The organism is Thermoactinomyces sp. CICC 10735 (assembly GCF_016055175.1).
Classification (GTDB): domain Bacteria; phylum Bacillota; class Bacilli; order Thermoactinomycetales; family Thermoactinomycetaceae; genus Thermoactinomyces; species Thermoactinomyces vulgaris.
Window position 1 is genome coordinate 587,341 of sequence record NZ_JAECVT010000001.1, and the last position, 20,128, is coordinate 607,468.

General features: G+C 48.4%; 10 protein-coding genes. 3 read left to right on the forward strand and 7 right to left on the reverse strand.

Annotated elements, in window-relative coordinates; genetic code table 11:
• Positions 1–49 precede the first annotated feature (49 nt).
• A complete protein-coding gene (locus I8U23_RS02975; RefSeq protein WP_370526889.1) occupies positions 50–11,647 on the reverse strand; it encodes an amino acid adenylation domain-containing protein in 11,598 nt (3,865 codons plus the stop codon).
• A gap of 372 nt (positions 11,648–12,019) precedes the next feature.
• On the opposite strand from I8U23_RS02975, the gene sugE reads away from it, so the two are divergent.
• Positions 12,020–12,343, forward strand: coding sequence for a quaternary ammonium compound efflux SMR transporter SugE (sugE, locus tag I8U23_RS02980; RefSeq protein WP_037996453.1), 324 nt, complete (start codon positions 12,020–12,022; stop codon positions 12,341–12,343).
• An 83-nt stretch (positions 12,344–12,426) separates the two neighbouring features.
• Here the strand turns inward: sugE and I8U23_RS02985 are convergent, their stop codons facing one another.
• Positions 12,427–12,654: a hypothetical protein gene (locus I8U23_RS02985; RefSeq protein ID WP_037996451.1), complete on the reverse strand. Its 228-nt coding sequence runs from the start codon at positions 12,652–12,654 to the stop codon at positions 12,427–12,429.
• A gap of 314 nt (positions 12,655–12,968) precedes the next feature.
• Here I8U23_RS02985 and I8U23_RS13690 point away from each other — a divergent pair, with 314 nt between their 5' ends.
• Together I8U23_RS13690 and I8U23_RS02990 are read left to right on the forward strand one after the other, a co-directional pair.
• The gene (locus tag I8U23_RS13690) at positions 12,969–13,127 is read left to right on the forward strand and encodes a GH25 family lysozyme (RefSeq protein WP_370526880.1); all 159 of its coding nucleotides are present in this window, start codon (positions 12,969–12,971) and stop codon (positions 13,125–13,127) included.
• The gene (locus tag I8U23_RS02990; protein WP_370526890.1) at positions 13,051–14,217 is read left to right on the forward strand and encodes a GH25 family lysozyme; all 1,167 of its coding nucleotides are present in this window, start codon (positions 13,051–13,053) and stop codon (positions 14,215–14,217) included. Before I8U23_RS13690 ends, I8U23_RS02990 begins: the two co-directional genes overlap by 77 nt.
• Before the next feature lie 109 nt (positions 14,218–14,326).
• Here the strand turns inward: I8U23_RS02990 and I8U23_RS02995 are convergent, their stop codons facing one another.
• From I8U23_RS02995 to I8U23_RS03015, 5 genes are all read right to left on the reverse strand, one after another.
• Positions 14,327–14,884: an AAA family ATPase gene (locus tag I8U23_RS02995; protein WP_037996506.1), complete on the reverse strand. Its 558-nt coding sequence runs from the start codon at positions 14,882–14,884 to the stop codon at positions 14,327–14,329.
• A 155-nt stretch (positions 14,885–15,039) separates the two neighbouring features.
• The gene (locus I8U23_RS03000) at positions 15,040–16,713 is read right to left on the reverse strand and encodes a ribonuclease J (RefSeq protein ID WP_037996450.1); all 1,674 of its coding nucleotides are present in this window, start codon (positions 16,711–16,713) and stop codon (positions 15,040–15,042) included.
• Between the two features lie 166 nt (positions 16,714–16,879).
• Positions 16,880–17,749, reverse strand: a complete 870-nt coding sequence (dapA, locus tag I8U23_RS03005) for a 4-hydroxy-tetrahydrodipicolinate synthase (protein WP_049720212.1) — start codon at positions 17,747–17,749, stop codon at positions 16,880–16,882.
• Positions 17,750–17,764: 15 nt separating this feature from the next.
• A complete protein-coding gene (gene dapG, locus I8U23_RS03010; protein ID WP_037996446.1) occupies positions 17,765–18,994 on the reverse strand; it encodes an aspartate kinase in 1,230 nt (409 codons plus the stop codon).
• Positions 18,995–19,015: 21 nt separating this feature from the next.
• A complete protein-coding gene (locus I8U23_RS03015; RefSeq protein WP_037996505.1) occupies positions 19,016–20,050 on the reverse strand; it encodes an aspartate-semialdehyde dehydrogenase in 1,035 nt (344 codons plus the stop codon).
• Positions 20,051–20,128 lie beyond the last annotated feature (78 nt).

Genomic DNA, 20,128 nt, shown 5'->3' on the forward strand with positions numbered 1-20,128 from the left:
AGGATGTTAAGCCAAGAGCCCTTCGTGCAAAGGACTCTTGGCATGGCGTTTACAAATCGGAAAGCAAGTCGGAAATATCCTCCAGCTCCTCAAACGTCAAATCTTTGGAACTAAAGTCACTGGGGGTCCATTCTTCTTCTTCTTTGGATACGCAATGCCCGATGAGCCGGCGCAACTGACGAACAAACTCTTCCGCCAAACGGGCCACGGTTTCGAAACGGTAAACATGCTGATGATACTGGAAGTTCATCTCCAATCGTTGATCCATCACTTTACCGTAAATATTCAGCAGATAAGGGCTGGTCGACAACGGACTGAACTCATCGCCCGTCGGCATCGGGGAAATTTGGAACCCTTGGTCTTCATTTTCCTGATCGAACTGCCCCAAATAGTTGAAACTGATCTCCGGTTTCAGGTTCCAGGTCATCCCTTCTTTTTTTACGGGGGAAGTCAGGTATTTCAAAATCCCGTAACCAATTCCTTTATTGGGAATCTTCCGCAATTGCTCTTTCACCTGCTTGATGGCATCCCCTTCATGGTCTGTATCCAGATCAAAAACAACCGGAAACGCCGTCGTAAACCAACCGATGGTGCGGCTTAAATCCACATCTTGCACAATCTCTTCCCGGCCGTGCCCTTCCAGATTGACGGCCACCCGTTCCTGCCCCGTCCACTTGCGGACAGCCAAGACCAGTGCGGTCAACAACAGGTCATTGATTTCGGTATGGTATGCATGGTGCACTTCGGTAAGCAATTGTTTCGTTTCTTCTTCGGTCAGTTCCACTTTGATGGTGGCGTGATCCATGAGGCGCCGCTCTGTCGGCAGGGTGAAATCCCTCGGCAGGGCCGGAACATCCGTATTTTCCACCTGCTTCCAATAATTCAGTTCGGACAAGGCTTGTGGTGAATCGGCATAGTCGGTTAACTTTTTGCTCCATTTTTTAAAAGATGTGGTTTTCTTGGGCAAAACAACCTCCTGGTTTGCGGAAACCTGTTGATAGGCGGTTGCAAAATCCTCCAGCAGAATACGCCACGACACACCGTCCACCAGCAAATGGTGAAGAATGATCAACAAATGATCCCCTTGGCAGGTTTTAAACAATCCCAATTGGATCAATTTGCCCTGGTTGAAATCATGGTTCCGCTGCAATTCATTGGCCATGGACTTAATGTGCGATTCCGGATCGTTGACATGCCGCAAATCAAATTCATAAAGGTTGAAAGACTCCCCTTCTGCCAAACCCCGGTTGATCTGCACCCATTTTTCGCCATCCTGCTCAAAGCGCATTCTCAGCGCGTCATGATGTTCCACCAGCTTGGAGAAAGCTTGATGCACCCGGTCTTTTTGCCAGCCATCCGGATGATAAAGCATCATCGATTGATTCCAATGATGGGCATTCATAAACTCCTGCTCGAAGAACCAATGCTGGATCGGGGTCAGCGGGACTTCCCCCTCGACGATCCCCTCATCATCCGCCGATTCGACCGTTTGTACATACGGTGCCAGTTCATAAATGGTGGGATGGTCGAACAGGTCGTTGATTTTCAGTTTGTAATCCCATTGATGCAACCGGGATACAATCTGAATGGCTTTGATCGAATCCCCGCCCAGTTCAAAGAAGTCATCATGAATCCCGATCCTTTCCAAACCGAGCACTTCTTTCCAGATTTGAACCAGCTTTTTCTCCGCTTCATTGGTGGGTGAAGTGTGTTTCTTACCGGTTTGAACCATCCCGTCCGGTTTGGGCAACGCTTTCTTGTCAATTTTTCCATTGGGGGTCAGCGGGAGTTGTTCCAGTTCCACAAAAAACGCAGGAACCATGTACTCAGGCAACTCTTCCATCATATACCGGCGCAATTCCGGAACCGACCAGGAATCCTTGGCCGTGAAGTAAGCACACAAATACGACGTCCCGTTTTCATTGGTCTGCGCCACCACCGCGGCTTTCTCCACACTCGGGTGTTTCAGCAACCGGTCTGTAATTTCGCCCAGTTCCACCCGGTGTCCGCGAATTTTCACCTGTTCATCAAACCGGCCCAGATACTCGATGTTTCCATCCGCCAGCCACCTTGCCATGTCCCCCGTCTTATACATTTTCGTCCCGGGGACAAACGGATTTTCCACAAACTTTTCCGCAGTTAACTCCGGACGGTTCCAGTAACCTCTGGCCAGCCCTTCCCCGCTGATGCAAAGTTCACCGGGAACCCCGACCGGCTGCAGTTGATGGTCTTTGTTGACAATGTACACCTGCTGATTGAAAAAAGGCTTTCCAATCGGTGTTTTATCCGAAGAATCGTCAAGCTTGGCGTAGGTCGTGCATACCGTCGCTTCCGTCGGCCCGTAGGCATTGATAAATGTGCGGCCGGCTCCCCATTTACCAGCCACCCCCGGGCTGCATGCTTCGCCTGCACTGATGATCGTTTCCAGATCCGGCAATTCTTCATGCGGGACGGACTGCAATACCGACGGCGGCAATGTCACATTGCTGATCCTTTTTTCTTTCAAATATTTCACCAGGTCATTCAAGAGCACCATTTTTTCTTCCAGATACAGGGTCGCCCCGACGGTTAAGGTGGGGAAGATTTCGGCAACCGATGCATCAAAACTGATGGATGCAAACTGTAAAACACGGCTGTGCTCACGGATCTCGTAAGGTTGGGCAATTTGCACCAGATTGCAAAGGTTGCGGTGCTCAATCATCACCCCTTTGGGTTTTCCCGTCGAGCCGGAGGTATAGATCATGTAAGCCAGATCGCCCGGCTGGTTGATGACCGGCAAATCGGAGGCGTCTCCCCTCATCAGTGACGGGCTGATCACCAAAACATTCCCCCGGTAACCGGCCGGCACTTGCAATCCCGGCTGCACCAACAACAATTTGGCCTGGCTGTCCTCCAACATATACTGAATTCGCCCGGCCGGATAATCCGGATCCACGGGGAGATATGCGCCACCGGCTTTTAATACCGCCAAAATGGAGACGATCAACTCCGGCGACCGGTTCATCATGATCCCGACAATCTGTTCGCGGCCGATTCCTTTGTTGCGGAGATTTCTCGCCAGTTGGTTGGCTTGTTCATTCAACTTTTTGTAAGTCCAGACTTCTTCTTTGTAAACCAGCGCCGGGTGATCGGGGGTTTTATTCACCTGTTGTTCGAACAACTGCTGAATCACGGCTTGTTTCGGATAGTCCGTCTTTGTGCGGTTAAAGTCCACAAGCAATTGCTGTTTCTCTTTTTCCGAGACAATTTCCAACCGGTCCAAAGGCGTTTCCGGATTCTCCATGATTTGTTCCATCAAGGTTTGCAGATGCAAAATCACATGCTGCATGTCGGACTCTGTATACACTTCCGTATCATACTTCAGCTTGATCAACCATTCGTCCCCGGGGTAAATGATCAATCCCAACCCATAGCTGTCCTGTTCAAACGCATCCAAACCGGCGATGGAAAATCCGAGATCTTTCTCTTTGCTTTTTAAAGCCTCCATGTCCAGCGGATAGTTTTCAAAGGCCATAATGTGATCGAACAGCTGATTAAACAATGGGGTGTTGGCCTGAATCTCCGCCAACGACGCATAATGGGCTTTTTCCGCCTCCAGAATTTCGCGTTGGGTCCGCACCAACAATTCGGAGAACGGTTCGTTTTCCTGCCGGCGGATCCGCACCGGGACCGTATTGATAAACAGCCCGACCATTTTTTCCACTTGCGGCAGGTCCGACGGCCTTCCGGATACCACGGTTCCGAACACAACATCATCCGTATTGTTGTATTTCTGCAACAACACTCCCCAGATCGCCTGGAAGAACGTACTCGGTGTCACATGATATTTTTGCGCCAACATCGACAACCGGTCGCTCAAATGGCGGGGAAGGCGGAAACTGACCTCTTTCTTTTCCAGTTCAAAATCGGTCTTCCTCCCGATGCCTTTGCTCAAAACGCTGGCTGTCTGTTCATAACCGTGCAAATAATCTCTCCAGAACGCTTTGGCTTCTTCATGGTCTTGTTCTTCCAGCCACCGGATATAATCCCGGTAAGGAGCCATTTTTTCCACTTTGAGCGTGGCATGCTTCATCCGCGCCCGGTACATGTCCAGCCAATCTTCCAACAACAGGCCGATGCACCAGCCGTCAAACAAGATGTGGTGAAAACTCCACACAAAGTGGTAACGTCGATCGCCCAATTTGAACAACGCAAAGCGGATCAACGGCTCATGCAAGGTGGCAAACCCTTTTTTCCGGTCCTCCCGTTTAAACCGGGTTAAGAAAGCTTCTTGTTTCTCTTTGGATTGATGGCTTAAATCCACAAACCGGAACGGAACTTCAACCTCTTTCAACACGGTCTGGAACGGTTGATTCAATTTTTGGTACAAGAAAACCGTTCGCAACACATCATGCTTTTGAACCAAATCATCCAAGCTCTTTTCAAAAGCGGCAAAGTCCACTTCTCCGTCCAAATCGATGTAAAACTGCTCAAAATATTGGATCCGTGTTTGGATCGCATGAAACAAAATCCCTTTTTGCAAAGAAGAGAGCGGATAAATATCATGAATGTTCTTCGGATCCAACACCGAACAAATCTGTTCCAGTTCACGAATCGACAGATCCCTGGCGCTGAAATCACTTGGTGTGCGAACCGGTTCAGCTTGCTTTAAACAGTGACGGACACACCGGGTCAAATGTTCCAAAAAGCGGCGTCCCACCGTCTCAATGGTTTCCCTGCGGAAGAAACGGTGATTGTATCCCACCCGGACTTTGAATTTGCCGTCTGCCACCATACTGTTAAACGTAAGCACATGCGGTTCCGGCGTCAGCGGGCTGAACCAGTCTCCAGTGGATATGGAGCCAAATCCCAATCCTTCTTTTTCAAACTGCCCGAGATAGTTAAAGCTGATCTCCGGTTCGAGCGCAAAGGACAAGTCTTGTTTGTGGTCCAAAGAGGTCAGATAACGCAGGATTCCGTAACCGATTCCCTTTTCCGGAACATGGCGCAACGTTTCCTTGACGCTTGGAATCACACGGGACAACTCCGTCTCATTCAGCTCGAAAACAACGGGATACATGGTGGTAAACCAACCCACTGTCCGGTTTAAATCCACACCGTCAAACAATTCTTCCCGGCCATGTCCTTCCAGATGAAGCGCCACTTTCGATTGTCCCGTCCATTCATGAACAGCCAACGCAAGTCCGGTCAACAACAGGTCGTTCATTTCCGTGTGATAAGCCTGATGTGCTTGGGTCAGCAGTTTCCTGGTGAGCTCTTCATCCAGCTCCAATTCGATCTCCCGCATGTCCCGATGGAGTTTTTCCCCGGTCCATTCCTCATCTTTGGGCAAAGCCGGCACGGTTTGTGAACAAACCCGCTTCCAATAACTTTTTTCTTTCAACATCTTTTTACTGTTTGCAAATTGAAAGAGTTGTTTTGCCCAAGTTTTAAAGGAACTGGTTTTTTGGGGCAACCGGATCTCCTCATGTTTGGATGCCAGATCATAAGCCGTTTGGAAATCTTCCAACAGAATGCGCCAGGAGACGCCGTCCACCACCAAATGATGAATCACCATCAGCAAGTAATCCCCTTCACGGGTGTGAAAAACCCCCAACCGGACCAGCGGGCCGTTTTTTAGATCGATCCCCTTCTGCAGCTTGTTCGCATATGCTTCGATGTTTGCCGGTTCCGATCCGGTCAAATCGAATACATCCAAGGTAAACGCCTGATGTTCCAAGGGTTGATTCGTCTGTTTAATTTCACCGTTTGTGAAATCATACGTCATCCGGAGCGCATCATGATGCCGGACCAACCCCTGGAATGCCTGACCGACCCAAGACGGGTTCCATCCTTCACCGGAGAAGAGCATCATGGCTTGGTTAAAGTGGTGCGGCTCCTCGGATTGAAGGGAGAAGAACCATTTTTGAATCGGAGTCAACCGGACGTCGCCGGAAACCACTTCCTCTTCCTCCATCCGGGAGACACCGCGCCGGATAGAAGGAGCGAGTTCCGCGATCGTGGGATGACGGAACAACTGCTTGGTTTCCAGTTTCATTTGCTGCTGGTTCAACCGGGCCGCAATCCGGATCGCCTTGATTGAATCACCGCCCAGCTCAAAGAAATTGTCATGGATTCCGACCCGTTCGGCCCCCAAAACTTCCTTCCACACTTCGGCCAACAAGGCTTCGGTTTCCGTTGAAGGCTCCACATATCCGGCCGAAACTGCCTTGCGCAAATCCGGTTTTGGCAATGCGCGTTTGTCGACTTTCCCATTGGCATTTAACGGCAGCGAATCCATTTGGACAAAATATCCGGGCACCATGTAATCCGGCAGTTTTTTCTGCAAGTTTTGCCGCAGTTTGGAAACATCGATTTCACCTTCGGCCACGCAATAAGCGCATAAGTAAGATTGCCCTTTTTCATCCCGGTCCATCATCACAAAGGCTTCCCGGACCGCTTCTTCCTCCAGCAACTTCCGTTGGATCTCGCCCAATTCAATGCGATGTCCCCGGATTTTGACCTGATCATCCAAACGGTCCAAATACTCAATCGTGCCATCCGGCAACCAACGCACCAAATCGCCGGTTTTGTACATGCGCCCGTACGGTGCGAAAGGCTCCCGTACAAACCGCTCTTCCGTCAGTTCGGGGCGGTTCAAATATCCTTTGGCCACCCCGTCTCCGCTGATGCACAGTTCGCCGGGCACCCCGACCGGCTGCAATTGGTTCTCGGAATTCAGCACATAAAGCCGGGTGTTATGGAGAGGTTTCCCGATCGGAATAATTCCCCGCTCGATATGCTTGAACCCAACCGGACAATAGGTAGCGAACACGGTGGTTTCTGTCGGCCCGTACACATGAACAACGCGGTCCTCACCCAAAAACTCCACCGCTCTTTTCACATGGGAAAAGGAGACTTTTTCCCCGCCAAACAAAATTTTCCGGACGTTTCGCAAACATTCCAAATCCAAGTCAACCAGGGTGTTAAACAACGCCGTCGTGATAAAAGTGACCGTGATTTGTTCTTCCCGGATCAGCCGGGATAATTGATTCAAATCCAATAAAGCTTCTGTGGAGACCAAGGTGAGTTGCGCTCCGTGCAACAACGAAATGTAAATGTCAAAAGTCGATCCGTCGAAAGCATAATTGGACAATTGCAACACGCGATCCGAAGGATCCATTTCGATATATCCGTTATTAAACATGGTCCGGATCACGTTATAGTGCATGGTTTCGATGCCTTTGGGCGTACCCGTGGAACCGGAAGTGTAGATGATATACAGGACGTCTTCCGGGGCGTTGATATTCGGCAAATTTCCGGGATCCTCATCTTTCCAAACGTCCGGAGACAATCCGGCCACCGTCCCTTGATAAGAAACGGGAGCGGAAATCCCGGGTTCCACCAACAACATGGATGCCTGACTGTCTTCCAGCATAAACCGGATCCGCTCATCCGGATATTCGGGATCAATCGGCAAATAAGTTCCTCCCGCCTTTACAATCGCCAACAGGCTGACCATCATCAAGGGGGAACGGTTCACCATCAAACCGACGACACTTCCCCTGGTGACCCCTTGTTTCCGCAACCAACGGGCCATCCGGTTGGCTTCTGCATTCAACGCTTGATAAGTCAGGACTTGATCGCCCATTTTGACCGCCGGCCGATCCGGCGTTTTCAGCACTTGCTCCTCAAACAACTGCTGAATGGTCTTCGTTCCGGGATAAGGAGCATCCGTCCGATTAAATTCGGTGACAAGCTGATGGCGGTCTTCCGGCGGGAGCAATTCCACGTCTGCTAGGCACTGCCCCGGATCCTTGGCGATTTGTTCCAAAATGTATAAAAAGGATCGGATATATCGTTGAATCGTTTTCCGTTCAAAAAGACGCGTGCAATACTCCACATGAAAGCGGACGGTGTCAGCTTCTTCCTTTGCTTCCCATGTCATGTCAAACATCGATTGTTTCCAGGGCAACGGCACACTTTTCACGTCCGCTCCGGGAATCCGGACGGCGGCTTCCTCCATGTTTTGCAAAACAAACGCGGTGTCAAAGAGCGGATTGCGGCTCCGGTCCCGCTCCAATTGCAACGCCCCGATGATTTCTTCCAACGGATAATCGCCGTTTTCATAAGCTCCCAGCACCCGGGTTCTGACTTGTTGCATGTAACCGGCAAAAGAAAGTTCCTTTTTGGGCTGTGAACGAAGCGGCAAGGTATTGACAAACATTCCGAAAACCGGTTCCATCCAGGATTTTGCACGTCCGGCCACCGGGATTCCGACAATGATGTCTTCTTGTCCTGACAGTTTGGAAATCAACACCTTGTATGCCGAAAACAGCATCATAAACAAGGTGGCATTTTCTCTTTGCCCGATTTGCTTCAGGCGTTCCACCAATGCCGGTTTCACTTCAAAAGAAACTTTATCTCCGGCAAACTCCTGAACCGGGGACCTCGGATAATCGGCCGGCAATTCAAGGACCGGAATCTCTCCTTCCAGCTGCTTGAGCCAATACTCTTTGCGGCGAAGGCACTCTTCCGAACCTAGCCATTGTTGTTGCCACAAGGCATAATCCTTGTATTGTTTGGAAAGCGGCGGAAGCTCCTGTCCTTGATACAGCGCACCCAGTTCACGGTACAAGATTTCTTCCACCGAGATTCCGTCCGAAACGATGTGGTGCATATCCAACAACAGGTAACAGCTCTCTTTGGCATGAATCAGGGCAGCACGAAGCAAAGGAGCTTGTCCCAAGTCGAACGGCCTGATAAAATCTGCGGCAATCCGTTTGACTTCTTCCTCCGAATCCGCGTGGAACATCTCCCACGTTATCTCTGCTTCGGCATGAACTTTCTGCACCAGTTCTTCATCCACCCAGTGAAAAGAAGTCCGCAACGCCTCATGCCGCTGAACCAATTGTTCCACCGCCGATTTTAACCGCTTTGTGTCAACATTTCCCTTCCATTCCAACAGCACCGGTGTGTGGTAAGTGGTGCCGATGTTTTCCATCTGTTCCACTGCATACAAGCGTTTTTGGACGGAAGACACCGGATAATACTCTTTTTCCTCTGCCCCCTCCCATTCATCCGGGATTCTCCCTTCCGCTTTCCGGATTTGAACGGCCATTTCCCGTAAAACCGGATTTTCAAACAAAGCCTGAATCGAAAGCTGAATCTGAAACTCTTCCCGGATTCTTGACACCAGGCGCATTAACTTGAGGGAATCCCCTCCCAAATGGAAGAAATGGTCCCCGGTTCCGGGCTCCACGTGCAAAATCTCTCTCCAAAGCCGGATCAACGTTTGTTCAGTCTCATCGGTGGTTTTCACCATCTCCCGGGTGGCGGCGACCTCCGCTTCCGGCAACGGCAAGGCTGTTTTATCCACTTTTCCGTTGGGAGTCAGCGGAAAAGCTCCCAAATGAATCAGATGGGATGGAATCATGAAGTCGGGCAATTCCTGCGCCAAGTGTTTGCGGATGTCTTCTTCCTCCCATCCTTCCCGCGCCGTGAAATAGCCGACCAGCCGATTTTCGCCGTATTCATCCTTTTGCACCAAGACCAATGCATCTTGAATCAAAGGATATTCCATGAGGCGTTGTGTGATTTCCCCCAGCTCAATCCTGAATCCACGGATCTTCACCTGATCATCCAACCGCCCCAAAAACTCGAGCCTCCCGTCCGGAAGCCAACGGACCAAATCGCCGGTTTTGTACATGATTTCACCAGGTTCATGGGGATTGGGGACAAACTTTTCCCATGTCAGGTCGTCCCGGTTCAAATAACCGCGTGCCAAACCGGCCCCGCTGATGCATAACTCCCCGGGGACGCCAATCGGTTGCAACTCGTGATTTTGATCCAAGACATAAACACGGTGATTGGCAATGGGTTTTCCAATCATGACCGGTTCGCCGTGACGGACGGTCCCGCTGGTGGTGACAACGGTGTTTTCCGTCGGCCCGTAGTTATTCACGATTTGATACGTTTGCGGAACCACTTTTTGCAGCCGGTCTCCACCGACCAGCAGGGTTTTTAAGCAATGGTTTTTGAGCTCCATAAATTGCTCTGCCACCTGCGTCGGCAGAAAACTTACCGTTACGCCTTTTTCCTGCATAAAATCATTGAGCTGCCGGATGTCGTAACGCAATTCCTCTTCAATGACATATAACGTCGCCCCGGCCACCAACGGCGGGAAAATCTCCCACACGGAAGCATCAAATCCAAAACCGGCATATTTGGTGCACCGGTCTTTTTCGGTGATGTGAAATTGTTGATTATGCCAATAAACCAAGTTAACCAAGGAAGAATGTTCGATCATCACACCTTTGGGTTTTCCAGTGGAACCCGATGTATAAATCACATAAGCCAAATCATCGGGCCGGACCGTCGATGGCAAGGGGCGCACTTCCCTGGTTACACTCCAATCCATTCCCGCCAAATCAAATACCGGGACATCCGCCGCCAAATCGCCGGACGCCGTTTTCAAAGACAGTAACATTTTGGCATGGCTGTCGCTTAACATATACGAAACCCGCTCCGGGGGATAATTGGGGTCCACCGGCAAATAAGCGGCTCCGGTTTTCAAAATCCCCAAAACCCCCACGATCATTTCCAAAGAAGGCGGGACCATGATGGCCACAATATCCCCTTTTTCAATCCCGTGATCCCTTAATGCCATCGCCAACAGATCCGCACGCCTGTTCAACTCCTGATAAGTCAGGCTGACCCCTTTGAATTCAACGGCGGTCCGGTTCGGCGACTTCATGACCCTCTGCTCAATCAGCCAGTGTACCGTTTGGCCGTCCGGAAACGCCCGGGTTGTTTCATTAAACTTTTTCAACAATTTCTTTTCTTGTGCCGTTACAATTTGCAGCTTGGAAATTTCCAAACGGGGCTGGCTGGTGACACTTTCAATGATTTGTTTCAGATGATGACCGGTCGCTTGGACCAACCCGCCATCATACCGGTTCGGATCATATGATATCCGGATGGTCAGGTATTTGGCAGGAATAAAGGTGACAATCAATCCAAGCCAGGGCGAATGCTTTTTGATTTCATAAACGTGGCTTTTATATTTTTTGATCCATTTTTGGTATTCAAAATCGTGCTTGGAATAGGAACGGTCAGCGACCACCACCAGATGGTCCAAGGCTTTTTCTTCCATCCCCGTCGCTTCATGAAACTTGGAAAGCGGAAATAAATAAAAATCAGAATGGACATTCGTTTCAGATAAATGTTGAAAGAGCTGGTGAAAGGTTTGAAAATCATCTTTGACACGGAGCAATCGGATTTCCGGATCGCAAGCAGAAACCTTCTTTCCGGAATGGTCGGCAAATGCAAACAAAACTTCTTTCTCTCCGCTGTATCTCAACAACAAACTGCCCCATACCCCTTGAAGCAACGAAGACAAAGCCCCTTGATACCTTCTGGATAACGCATAAAAACTTTCCGTGACGGACCGGCTCAGTCTGATTTCATAATGCTCCGTTGCTTCGGTCTTGTCCCCCATGTTTTCTTTGCCGGCCCATGTTTTCCTGGCGGGAATGAACACGCCCCCGTCATAGCCGCTTAACCATTCATCATAATACTTCCTGTGCTCACTCCATCGTTCCTTAACATTTGCCTTTGTCATGATTAACCTCCAATTTATATAAAACTTATAATCTATTTCAATTATTTTAAAAAGGCAAAACTCATTTTATCCAAACATCCACCTCTTGTCAATGAGACAATCATGAAATTACAAAATATAATATAAAATTATATTAATAAAAAATGTTTTTTTAGGATAAGATGCAGGTATTTCACTTATAATACCGAGGTATGTATCCTTTAAAAAAATGGTATACTTATATTTTTAAATATACAGCATTTGGGAATTATGAAATATCATACTAATTCTTTTCCATCACTTTGAATTCTCCTTCCTGATTCATACAAATTTCTCATTGCACTCCGGATATCGAAAGAGATTGCTTTTGATTTGAAAATTGTTATACTAATTGAGTATGAATCCAGATATTCCGTTTTGACGGGAGGAGGAGATTCCATGGCATGGGCTTATTTGATCATCGCCGGAATCTTTGAAGTGGTATGGGCCATCGGACTTAAATACACTCAAGGATTCACCCGGTGGTTTCCATCCCTTGTCACCATTGCGGGAATGATCTTCAGTTTTTATTTTTTGTCCCTCGCCCTCAAAGCTCTGCCCATCGGCACCGCCTATGCGGTCTGGACAGGGATCGGCGCTTTGGGCACGGCAGTGATGGGGATCTTTTTGTTTGATGAACCCCATGACTGGATGCGTTTATTTTTTTTGTTCCTGATTCTGACCGGAATCGTCGGCTTGAAAGTGACATCCGCCGGTTCATAGCAAAAAGCCGTTTTTTCTTAGCCGCGCAAAATAAAAAAACCGTTATCCTTGAACAGGATACGGTTTTTTATTCACTCCGTTAATCAGCTTTCTTTTTTGTCATACACTTCTTCTTCATTGCTTTCCTTGTCTTCACCGGCCGGAACACGCGGCTCAGCCGGTTTTTGATCCTTTCTTACCAGCGGTGCCAGGTATCGTTTTACAAAGAAACCGGCAAACAGTGTCACCACCAATGCCTTGATAATGAAAATCAACAATTCAACAGCCACTGGTATGACGAGTGAGTTCATCAAATCTGGTTCTTGCAGCAATTTTTACCCTCCCAATCGAACATCAATCACAAGAATTGATGGATATTATATCAAATCTCATCCCTTTTACATAATCCGTTTGAATAAGTTCACCAATTTTTAATGATTAAAGATCGCATCGGCCGGCACTTCCAAACAAAATTCCCCATATTCCGGCGCCGAACGAATATAAAAATATATATAATTTTCTCTATTTTTGGTATAATTAAATGTGGAATATGAAAAAAGGGGGGTTCAACCGCTTGGATCATCCAAAACCGTTTTTCAACCGGAACCCGAGGGACTTTGATCATCATCTTTAAGGGGTGGATGGCATGTCTGATCAATTTGGCAGTGTCACCGGGATTGATGTTTCCCATCATCAATCGGTCATTGATTGGCAGAAAGTCAAAGAAGATCCTCAAAACATTCAATTCGCTTTCATCAAAGCCTCCGAGGGGAGAAACATTCACCGATTCACAATTCTCCAATAATGTAAAAGGGGCGCAGGCCGCAGGAATCCAAGCGGGTGCTTATCATTACGCCAAGTTGTTAAGAGGAAAAGCAGAGAAAGAAGCACAGAACTTTGTTGATAAACTGAAACAACACCAACTGGATCTCATGCCTGTTCTCGACCTGGAAGAAAAAAACACCGATATGACAGCGGACGAAATCGCCGATTGGGTGCTTGCCTTCGCTGAGCATGTCAAAAAAGAAACGGGCGAACAAGTTCTGTTATATACTTTCCCCGATTATATCAACCGGTTTAACGGCTTTAACAACCGTTTGAAGAACATGCCGTTATGGTTGGCGCATTGGAGAGTGGACAATCCAAAGTTGCCCTCAACAGGCGGCTGGGAAGAAATCACCTGCTGGCAGTATACGGACAAAGGGAGTGTTTCGGGAATCATGGGGGACGTGGATATGGATAGAGCCAAATCGCTCAAAGCACTGAAAAGCAAAAAAGGATCGGACAACCCCCCGCCGGAAGAACCGCCCAACCCGCCACAATCCCCGGAAGACGACAAAGACTGGCACGTTGAACTGATCGCCTCCGGTTCAGGATCTGTCAATATCAGCTTCCAATTCAAAAAAGGAAATTCAGACAAAGAACCCGCACCTTCCCCGGAACCGGAACCCGATCCCGACACGGAACCGGAACCCAAGCACGAAATGATCGATGATTACCCTTTTAAGAACAACAATCCCGGCGATGTGGACCCATGGGGTTTTTATTACAGGGAATGCGTCTCCTTTGTCGCTTGGCGCATCAATAACAATCTCGGGATTCCGTTCACCAATGACATGACCGGTCCCAACGGGAAAAAAGGACATTGGGGAGACGGCAGGCATTGGGATGAAAACGCAAGACAGATCGGTTACAAAGTGACCCGTACTCCAAAAGTCGGAGCCGTTGCCCAATGGAACAAAGGAAACCTCAACCATGTGGCCTTTGTCGCCGAAGTGAGCAGCGACCAGAAAACGGTAACGGTCGAAGAGTATAACTGGGACATCCGTCACGGCTACGGAACACGCCAAGTTCCGGTCAACCGGATTGACAATTTTATCCATATCAAAGAATAATCGGCTAATAACCGGCTTCAGCATCCCGGTTTTTGCATAAGAAAACCGGGATGCTTTTTGGGATCATCTCCCGATAAAAATATACTTTGAAAAGAAAGCTGCATCATGCTCATAACCGAAACTTGTCTTTAATCATTTTGGCGACTTTTTCAGCTTCCAAATTTGGATTGTTTATTCTAATGTAGTTTTTCTTTCTGATCTCTCCTTTCAGAGAGTTCAGACGATGTTTTTCAGCAGTCTGTTTTAAATCAAGTTCCGATTGGGTTATATTTTTTTTCGACGGTTTCTGTTCAAGTCTGTGGGGCGTTTTCTTCCGTTCAAGCCTTACTTCAAGATCCGCTTCCAGTTCCACAAAATAAACAATCCCGCCCTTGGATTCGAAAATGGAACAAATGTGATCAACATAATCCCAGTCTCTTTGTTGATCAAACGCCCAGACATACGTGAAAATGATTCCGTATAAATCACTTTCCAACGCCGCTTCAAAGATCTCTTGGCGAAACCGGTCCGATAATCTCCATGTTTCAGGACCAAAGCCAAAAAACGGATAAAGCAACTCCAGTGTCATATGATTATGAAAAAGCTTCAGTTTTGTGATTTTTTCCAGCTCTTGACCGACTGTCATTTTGCCGACGGCCTGCGGCCCGAATATCAAAACAAATTTCATTCGTCCCCTTCTTTCAACCCGTTTATTTTTCAAAAAGGCTTGCCGCCCCATCCACAATAAATGAACTTCGACCAGACGGTTTCTCTTTCACATGATAAAAAAACCGCAGCCTTGAAAATTCAAAAGCTGCGGTTTTCTGTGCGGTTTAGCTCCGGTTAAACTTCCATGATAATTGGCAAAATCATCGGACGACGACGGGTCCGCTCAAACAGAAATTTGCTTAATGCATCCCGGATGCTCGTTTTGAGCGAAGCCCATTCGCTGACATGTTCTCTCATGCATTTTTCCATGGTCAATGCCACAATCCGGTTCGCTTCATCCAATAACTGTTCGGATTCCCGAACATAAACAAAGCCTCGCGAAATGATATCCGGCCCTGATACGATGGTGCCGTTTTCTTTGCTTAAGGTCAGCACCACGACCAAAATTCCGTCCTGAGATAGTAATTTGCGGTCTCTTAATACAATATTGCCAACATCACCAACGCCCAAACCGTCAACCAATACTTTCCCGGTCTGAACCTTGGGCCCGTATCGGGCACGACCACCTGAAATTTCAACCATATCTCCGTTGTCACAGATAAAAATGTTTTCCGGGCTTACTCCTACAGATTCGGCAAGTTGGGCGTGAGCACGCAACATACGATACTCACCATGAATCGGAATAAAGTATTTGGGTTTCATCAAATTCAGCATGAGCTTCAGGTCTTCCTGAGACCCATGCCCCGAGACGTGTACATGCGAAGTCGTGCTATACACAACATCCGCCCCAATCCGGAATAATTGATCGACGGTGCGGCCGATCAATTTTTCGTTGCCCGGAATGGGTGTGGCGGCAATGATCACGGTATCACCGGGTAAAATTTCCACTTTGCGATGAGATGCGTTCGCCATGCGTGTCAGCGCTGACATCGATTCCCCCTGACTTCCTGTGGAAATCACCGCCACCCGATTGGCAGGCAAACGATTGATCTCATCCGGGTCAATGATCAAATCAGAGGGCACATGCAAATACCCCAACTCCGATGCAATATTGACCACATTGACCATGCTGCGTCCCACCACAGCCAGCTTTCGACCGTACATATGGCATGCGTTCACCACTTGCTGGATGCGGTGAATATTGGACGCAAAAGTAGCTACAATCACCCGTTGCTTTGCTTTACGGAAAACTTCGTTAATCCCTTCACCGACCGAACTTTCCGATCCGGTAAATCCGCTGCGCTCCGCATTGGTGCTGTCAGATAATAAACACAATACCCCTTTTCTTCCAATCTCAGCCATTTTATGGATATCCGCAGCGTGTCCATTCACCGGGGTCATGTCAAATTTAAAATCTCCCGTGTGAACAACGGCTCCTTCCGGTGTATGAATGCAAATACCGACGGAATCAGGAATACTGTGATTTGTATAAAAAAAGGTCGCTTTCAGTGTAGAACCCAGTTTGATTTCCGATTTACCGTTGATGATGTACCGTCTCGTGTCATTTAACAGATGAGCCTCGCGCAATTTATGCTCAACCAGTCCCATCGTCAATTTCGTGGCGTAGACGGGAACATTGAGCTGACGCAAAATATACGGCAACCCGCCGATATGGTCCTCATGACCATGCGTCAAAAGAATCCCGCGTACTTTATCCTTATTCTCAACCAAGTATGTGATGTCAGGTATCACGATATCGATTCCCAGCATTTCCTCTTCCGGGAACATCAAGCCCGCATCAATCACAACAATGTCGTTCTCATACTGCACCACATACATGTTTTTTCCGATTTCATCCAACCCACCGAGTGCAAAAATGGATAATTTGCCTCGCTGGTTTTTTGTCAAACTGTTTACCTCCTATATTCTGTTGTCTTTAACTGAAACCGCACAATTACCACTTGTCCCTTATTATATACGATGAAAAAATGGATATGCAACCGGATCTTTTGTTGAAAAAAGTCAATGACAAACAAAAAACCTGCCTGTTTTTTCACAGGCAGGTCCGTTCCCGTCACAGTTCTTTCAACCATTCATCCGTTTTCCTTTTTTCTTCTTCCGACAATTCCACAATCGGAAGGCGCACGTAAGGTTTCGACCAGCCTTTTTGCGACATCGCATATTTCAATGGTGCCGGGCTCGTCGTCAAAAACACGCCGTGGAAGACAGGAAGCAGACGAATGTGCAAGCTTTGCGCTTTCTTCACATCCCCCGAGAAGAAAGCTTCCATCATTTCTTTCATTTCCCGGCTGACCAGGTGGCTGGCCACACTGACAACCCCGGCTCCGCCAATTGACAAAATCGGCAAAGTGAGCCCGTCATCTCCGCTGTATACCGCCACATCGCCGGGAACCGCCGAAATCAGCCGCCCGATTTGATTGAGATCCCCGCTTGCCTCTTTGATAGCGACCACATTATCCAATTGAGCGAGCCGGGCCATGGTTTCAGCCGTCATATTGACACTGGTGCGTCCGGGGACATTGTACAGCATCACCGGCAGTGAAGTCGATTCGGCAATCGTTTTGAAATGCTGATACAACCCTTCCTGCGACGGTTTGTTGTAATAGGGGGCGACCAGCATCACCCCGTCGACGCCGATTTCCTCCGCTTTCTTGGTCAATTCCAGGCTTTGCAGGGTGTTATTGCTTCCGGTCCCTGCGATCACTTTGATCCGGCCGTTTGCTTTTTCTTTGGCAAAACGATATAATTCCAGCTTTTCGGAGAGGGTCAGGGTGGGAGACTCTCCGGTCGTTCCGGAAACAACAATTGAATCATTCCCGTCCTCGATCAAACGCTCGATATTGGCTTCCAAACAGGGCCAATCAATCTCGTTTTTTTCGGTAAACGGCGTAAACAGCGCCGTGATTAATCGGCCAAACAACATCCTCACTTCCCTCCTTTATGAACAGTAGAGTTTATTCAGATGAAATTTTTTATGCAAAGCACGCACAGCTTTCTCCATGTCTTTTCCATGGACCAGCACCCAAATGGTCGTATGGGAATCCGCTGATTGCAACACTTGAATATCCTCTTCCGTCAGTGCTTCCGAAATTTTGGCCATCACGCCCGGAACGCCGGCGATGCCTGCACCGACAACGGATACCTTGCTGCAACCTCTGGATAATTCCGGTTCCAGTCCCAGATCATATAATATTTGTTCCGCCTGATCCGCCAGATCATCATAAACCGTATAGGCAATTTCGCTCGGGTTGACGCTGATAAAATCGACACTGATCCCATGATCCGCCATCGCTTTGAAAACTTTCAACTGTGTATGGTATTGCCCTTGTCTCAGCCGGATTTTCACCTGAGTCACATTGGGCATCTGGGTCACCCCGATGATGGTGTTTTCCCGCACTTCCCGAACCAACCGGTCAATTTCGCTCCGGTGTGTCACCAACGTTCCCGGATGATCTGACATGGTCGAACGGATCCGAATCGGGGTGCTGTTTTGCATGGCAATCTCCACGGCCCGGGGATGAATCACCTTGGCTCCTTGAAAAGCGAGATTGCACATTTCAACATAGGTGACCTGCTCCAATTGGGCGGCATCCTCGACAATTCTTGGATCAGCCGTCATAATCCCTTCTACATCTGTAAAAATATCTACATATTCGGCATCAAGAGCCGCTCCCAACGCCGTTGCGGTGGTATCGCTGCCGCCGCGTCCCAATGTGGTGATTTCCCCATCGGTTGTTTGCCCTTGGAAACCGGCCACGACAACGACCCGGTTGTTTTCCAGTTCATGCAAAATGCGTTTGGGATTGACGGTGATAATCTGGGCATTGGTATGCTGATCGTTCGTAATGATCCCCGCTTGTCCACCGGTCAATACACAGCTCCGGATCCCTGCCTGGGTCAGCATGCTGGACAGGGTAGCTGCAGAGATGATCTCTCCACAGCTTAACAACAAATCTTTTTCACGGGGAAGGATCTGCTGATCATATTGATCAATCAAACCGAGCAATGTATCGGTTGCGTATGGTTCCCCTTTTCTTCCCATCGCTGAAACAACGACAACCAGTTTGTTTCCTTTCTCCAGCTCGTTGGAAATATGACGAAGGACACGTTGACGCCGTTCAGCGGTTGCCACGGAGGTTCCTCCGAACTTCTGTACAATAATGCTCATGCCTATCCCTTCTCTTTATGATCATTCTCTTTCAATCAAAGTTTCTGCAATTTGAACCGTGTTGGTTGCGGCTCCTTTCAAAAGATTATCCGAAACCACCCACATATTGAGCGCGCGCGGATGGGTCAAATCGCGACGGAGACGTCCGACAAACACTTCCGTCCGGCCGGATGCATCCAACGGCATGGGATAAATCTGCTCCTCAATCGCATCCTGCACCACCACACCCGGTGCATCATTTAAGAGGGTTCGGACTTCATCAAGATCATAATCCGATTTTAATTCCACATAAACCGATTCACTGTGCCCCCGTACAACCGGGACCCGTACACAAGTGGCGGTCACGCCGATGGAATCATCCGCGAAGATTTTTTTCGTTTCGCGCACCATTTTCATTTCTTCAAGTGTAAATCCGTTTTCTTCCGCCACATCCACTTGCGGAATCACATTGAACGCTTGCTGATAATGTTTGTCAAGTTTGCCCACGGGAAGAACATTTTTTTGGACTTCTTCACCGGCCATCGCGGCTTTCGTCTGTTCTTCCAATTCGTTGATCGCTTTCCATCCCGCACCGGAGACGGCTTGGTATGTCGAGACAATGATTCTTTCAATTCCGTACCGATCCGCCAACGGTTTTAATGCAACAACCATTTGAATGGTGGAACAGTTGGGATTAGCAATAATTCCTTTATGCTGATCCAACGCTTCCGGATTCACTTCCGGAACCACCAACGGGACTTCCGGATCCATTCGAAAGGCGTTGGTATTATCCACAACAACCGCCCCGCGTTTCACCGCTTCTTTTGCCAATGCCTTGCTCACACTGCCGCCGGCGCTGAATAAAGCGAAATCGACGCCTTCAAATGCTTCCGGCACTGCTTCCTGAACCGTGATTTCCCGACCGCGGAATGTGATTTTTTTGCCTGCGGAACGTTTGGAAGAAAGCAAGCGCAATTCTTCGACAGGAAAATTTCTTGCATCGAGGGTGTTCAATATTTCTTGCCCGACAGCTCCGGTTGCTCCTACCACTGCGACATGATATTTCTTTGCACTCATGAAGTCCCCTCCCATATGAAGTGAGCCCCCTGTATCTCATCAACGGGGGACGAATGAATCATCTATCCGAGCTCTTTT

Bases quoted from the DNA above. Each gene is read 5' to 3' on its own strand.
- I8U23_RS13690 (WP_370526880.1), top strand. From the start codon at position 12,969: ATGTCTGATCAATTTGGCAGTGTCACCGGGATTGATGTTTCCCATCAT.
- I8U23_RS02995 (WP_037996506.1), bottom strand. From the start codon at position 14,884: ATGAAATTTGTTTTGATATTCGGGCCGCAGGCCGTCGGCAAAATGACA.
- sugE (WP_037996453.1), top strand. From the start codon at position 12,020: ATGGCATGGGCTTATTTGATCATCGCCGGAATCTTTGAAGTGGTATGG.
- dapG (WP_037996446.1), bottom strand. From the start codon at position 18,994: ATGAGCATTATTGTACAGAAGTTCGGAGGAACCTCCGTGGCAACCGCT.
- I8U23_RS03015 (WP_037996505.1), bottom strand. From the start codon at position 20,050: ATGAGTGCAAAGAAATATCATGTCGCAGTGGTAGGAGCAACCGGAGCT.
- dapA (WP_049720212.1), bottom strand. From the start codon at position 17,749: ATGTTGTTTGGCCGATTAATCACGGCGCTGTTTACGCCGTTTACCGAA.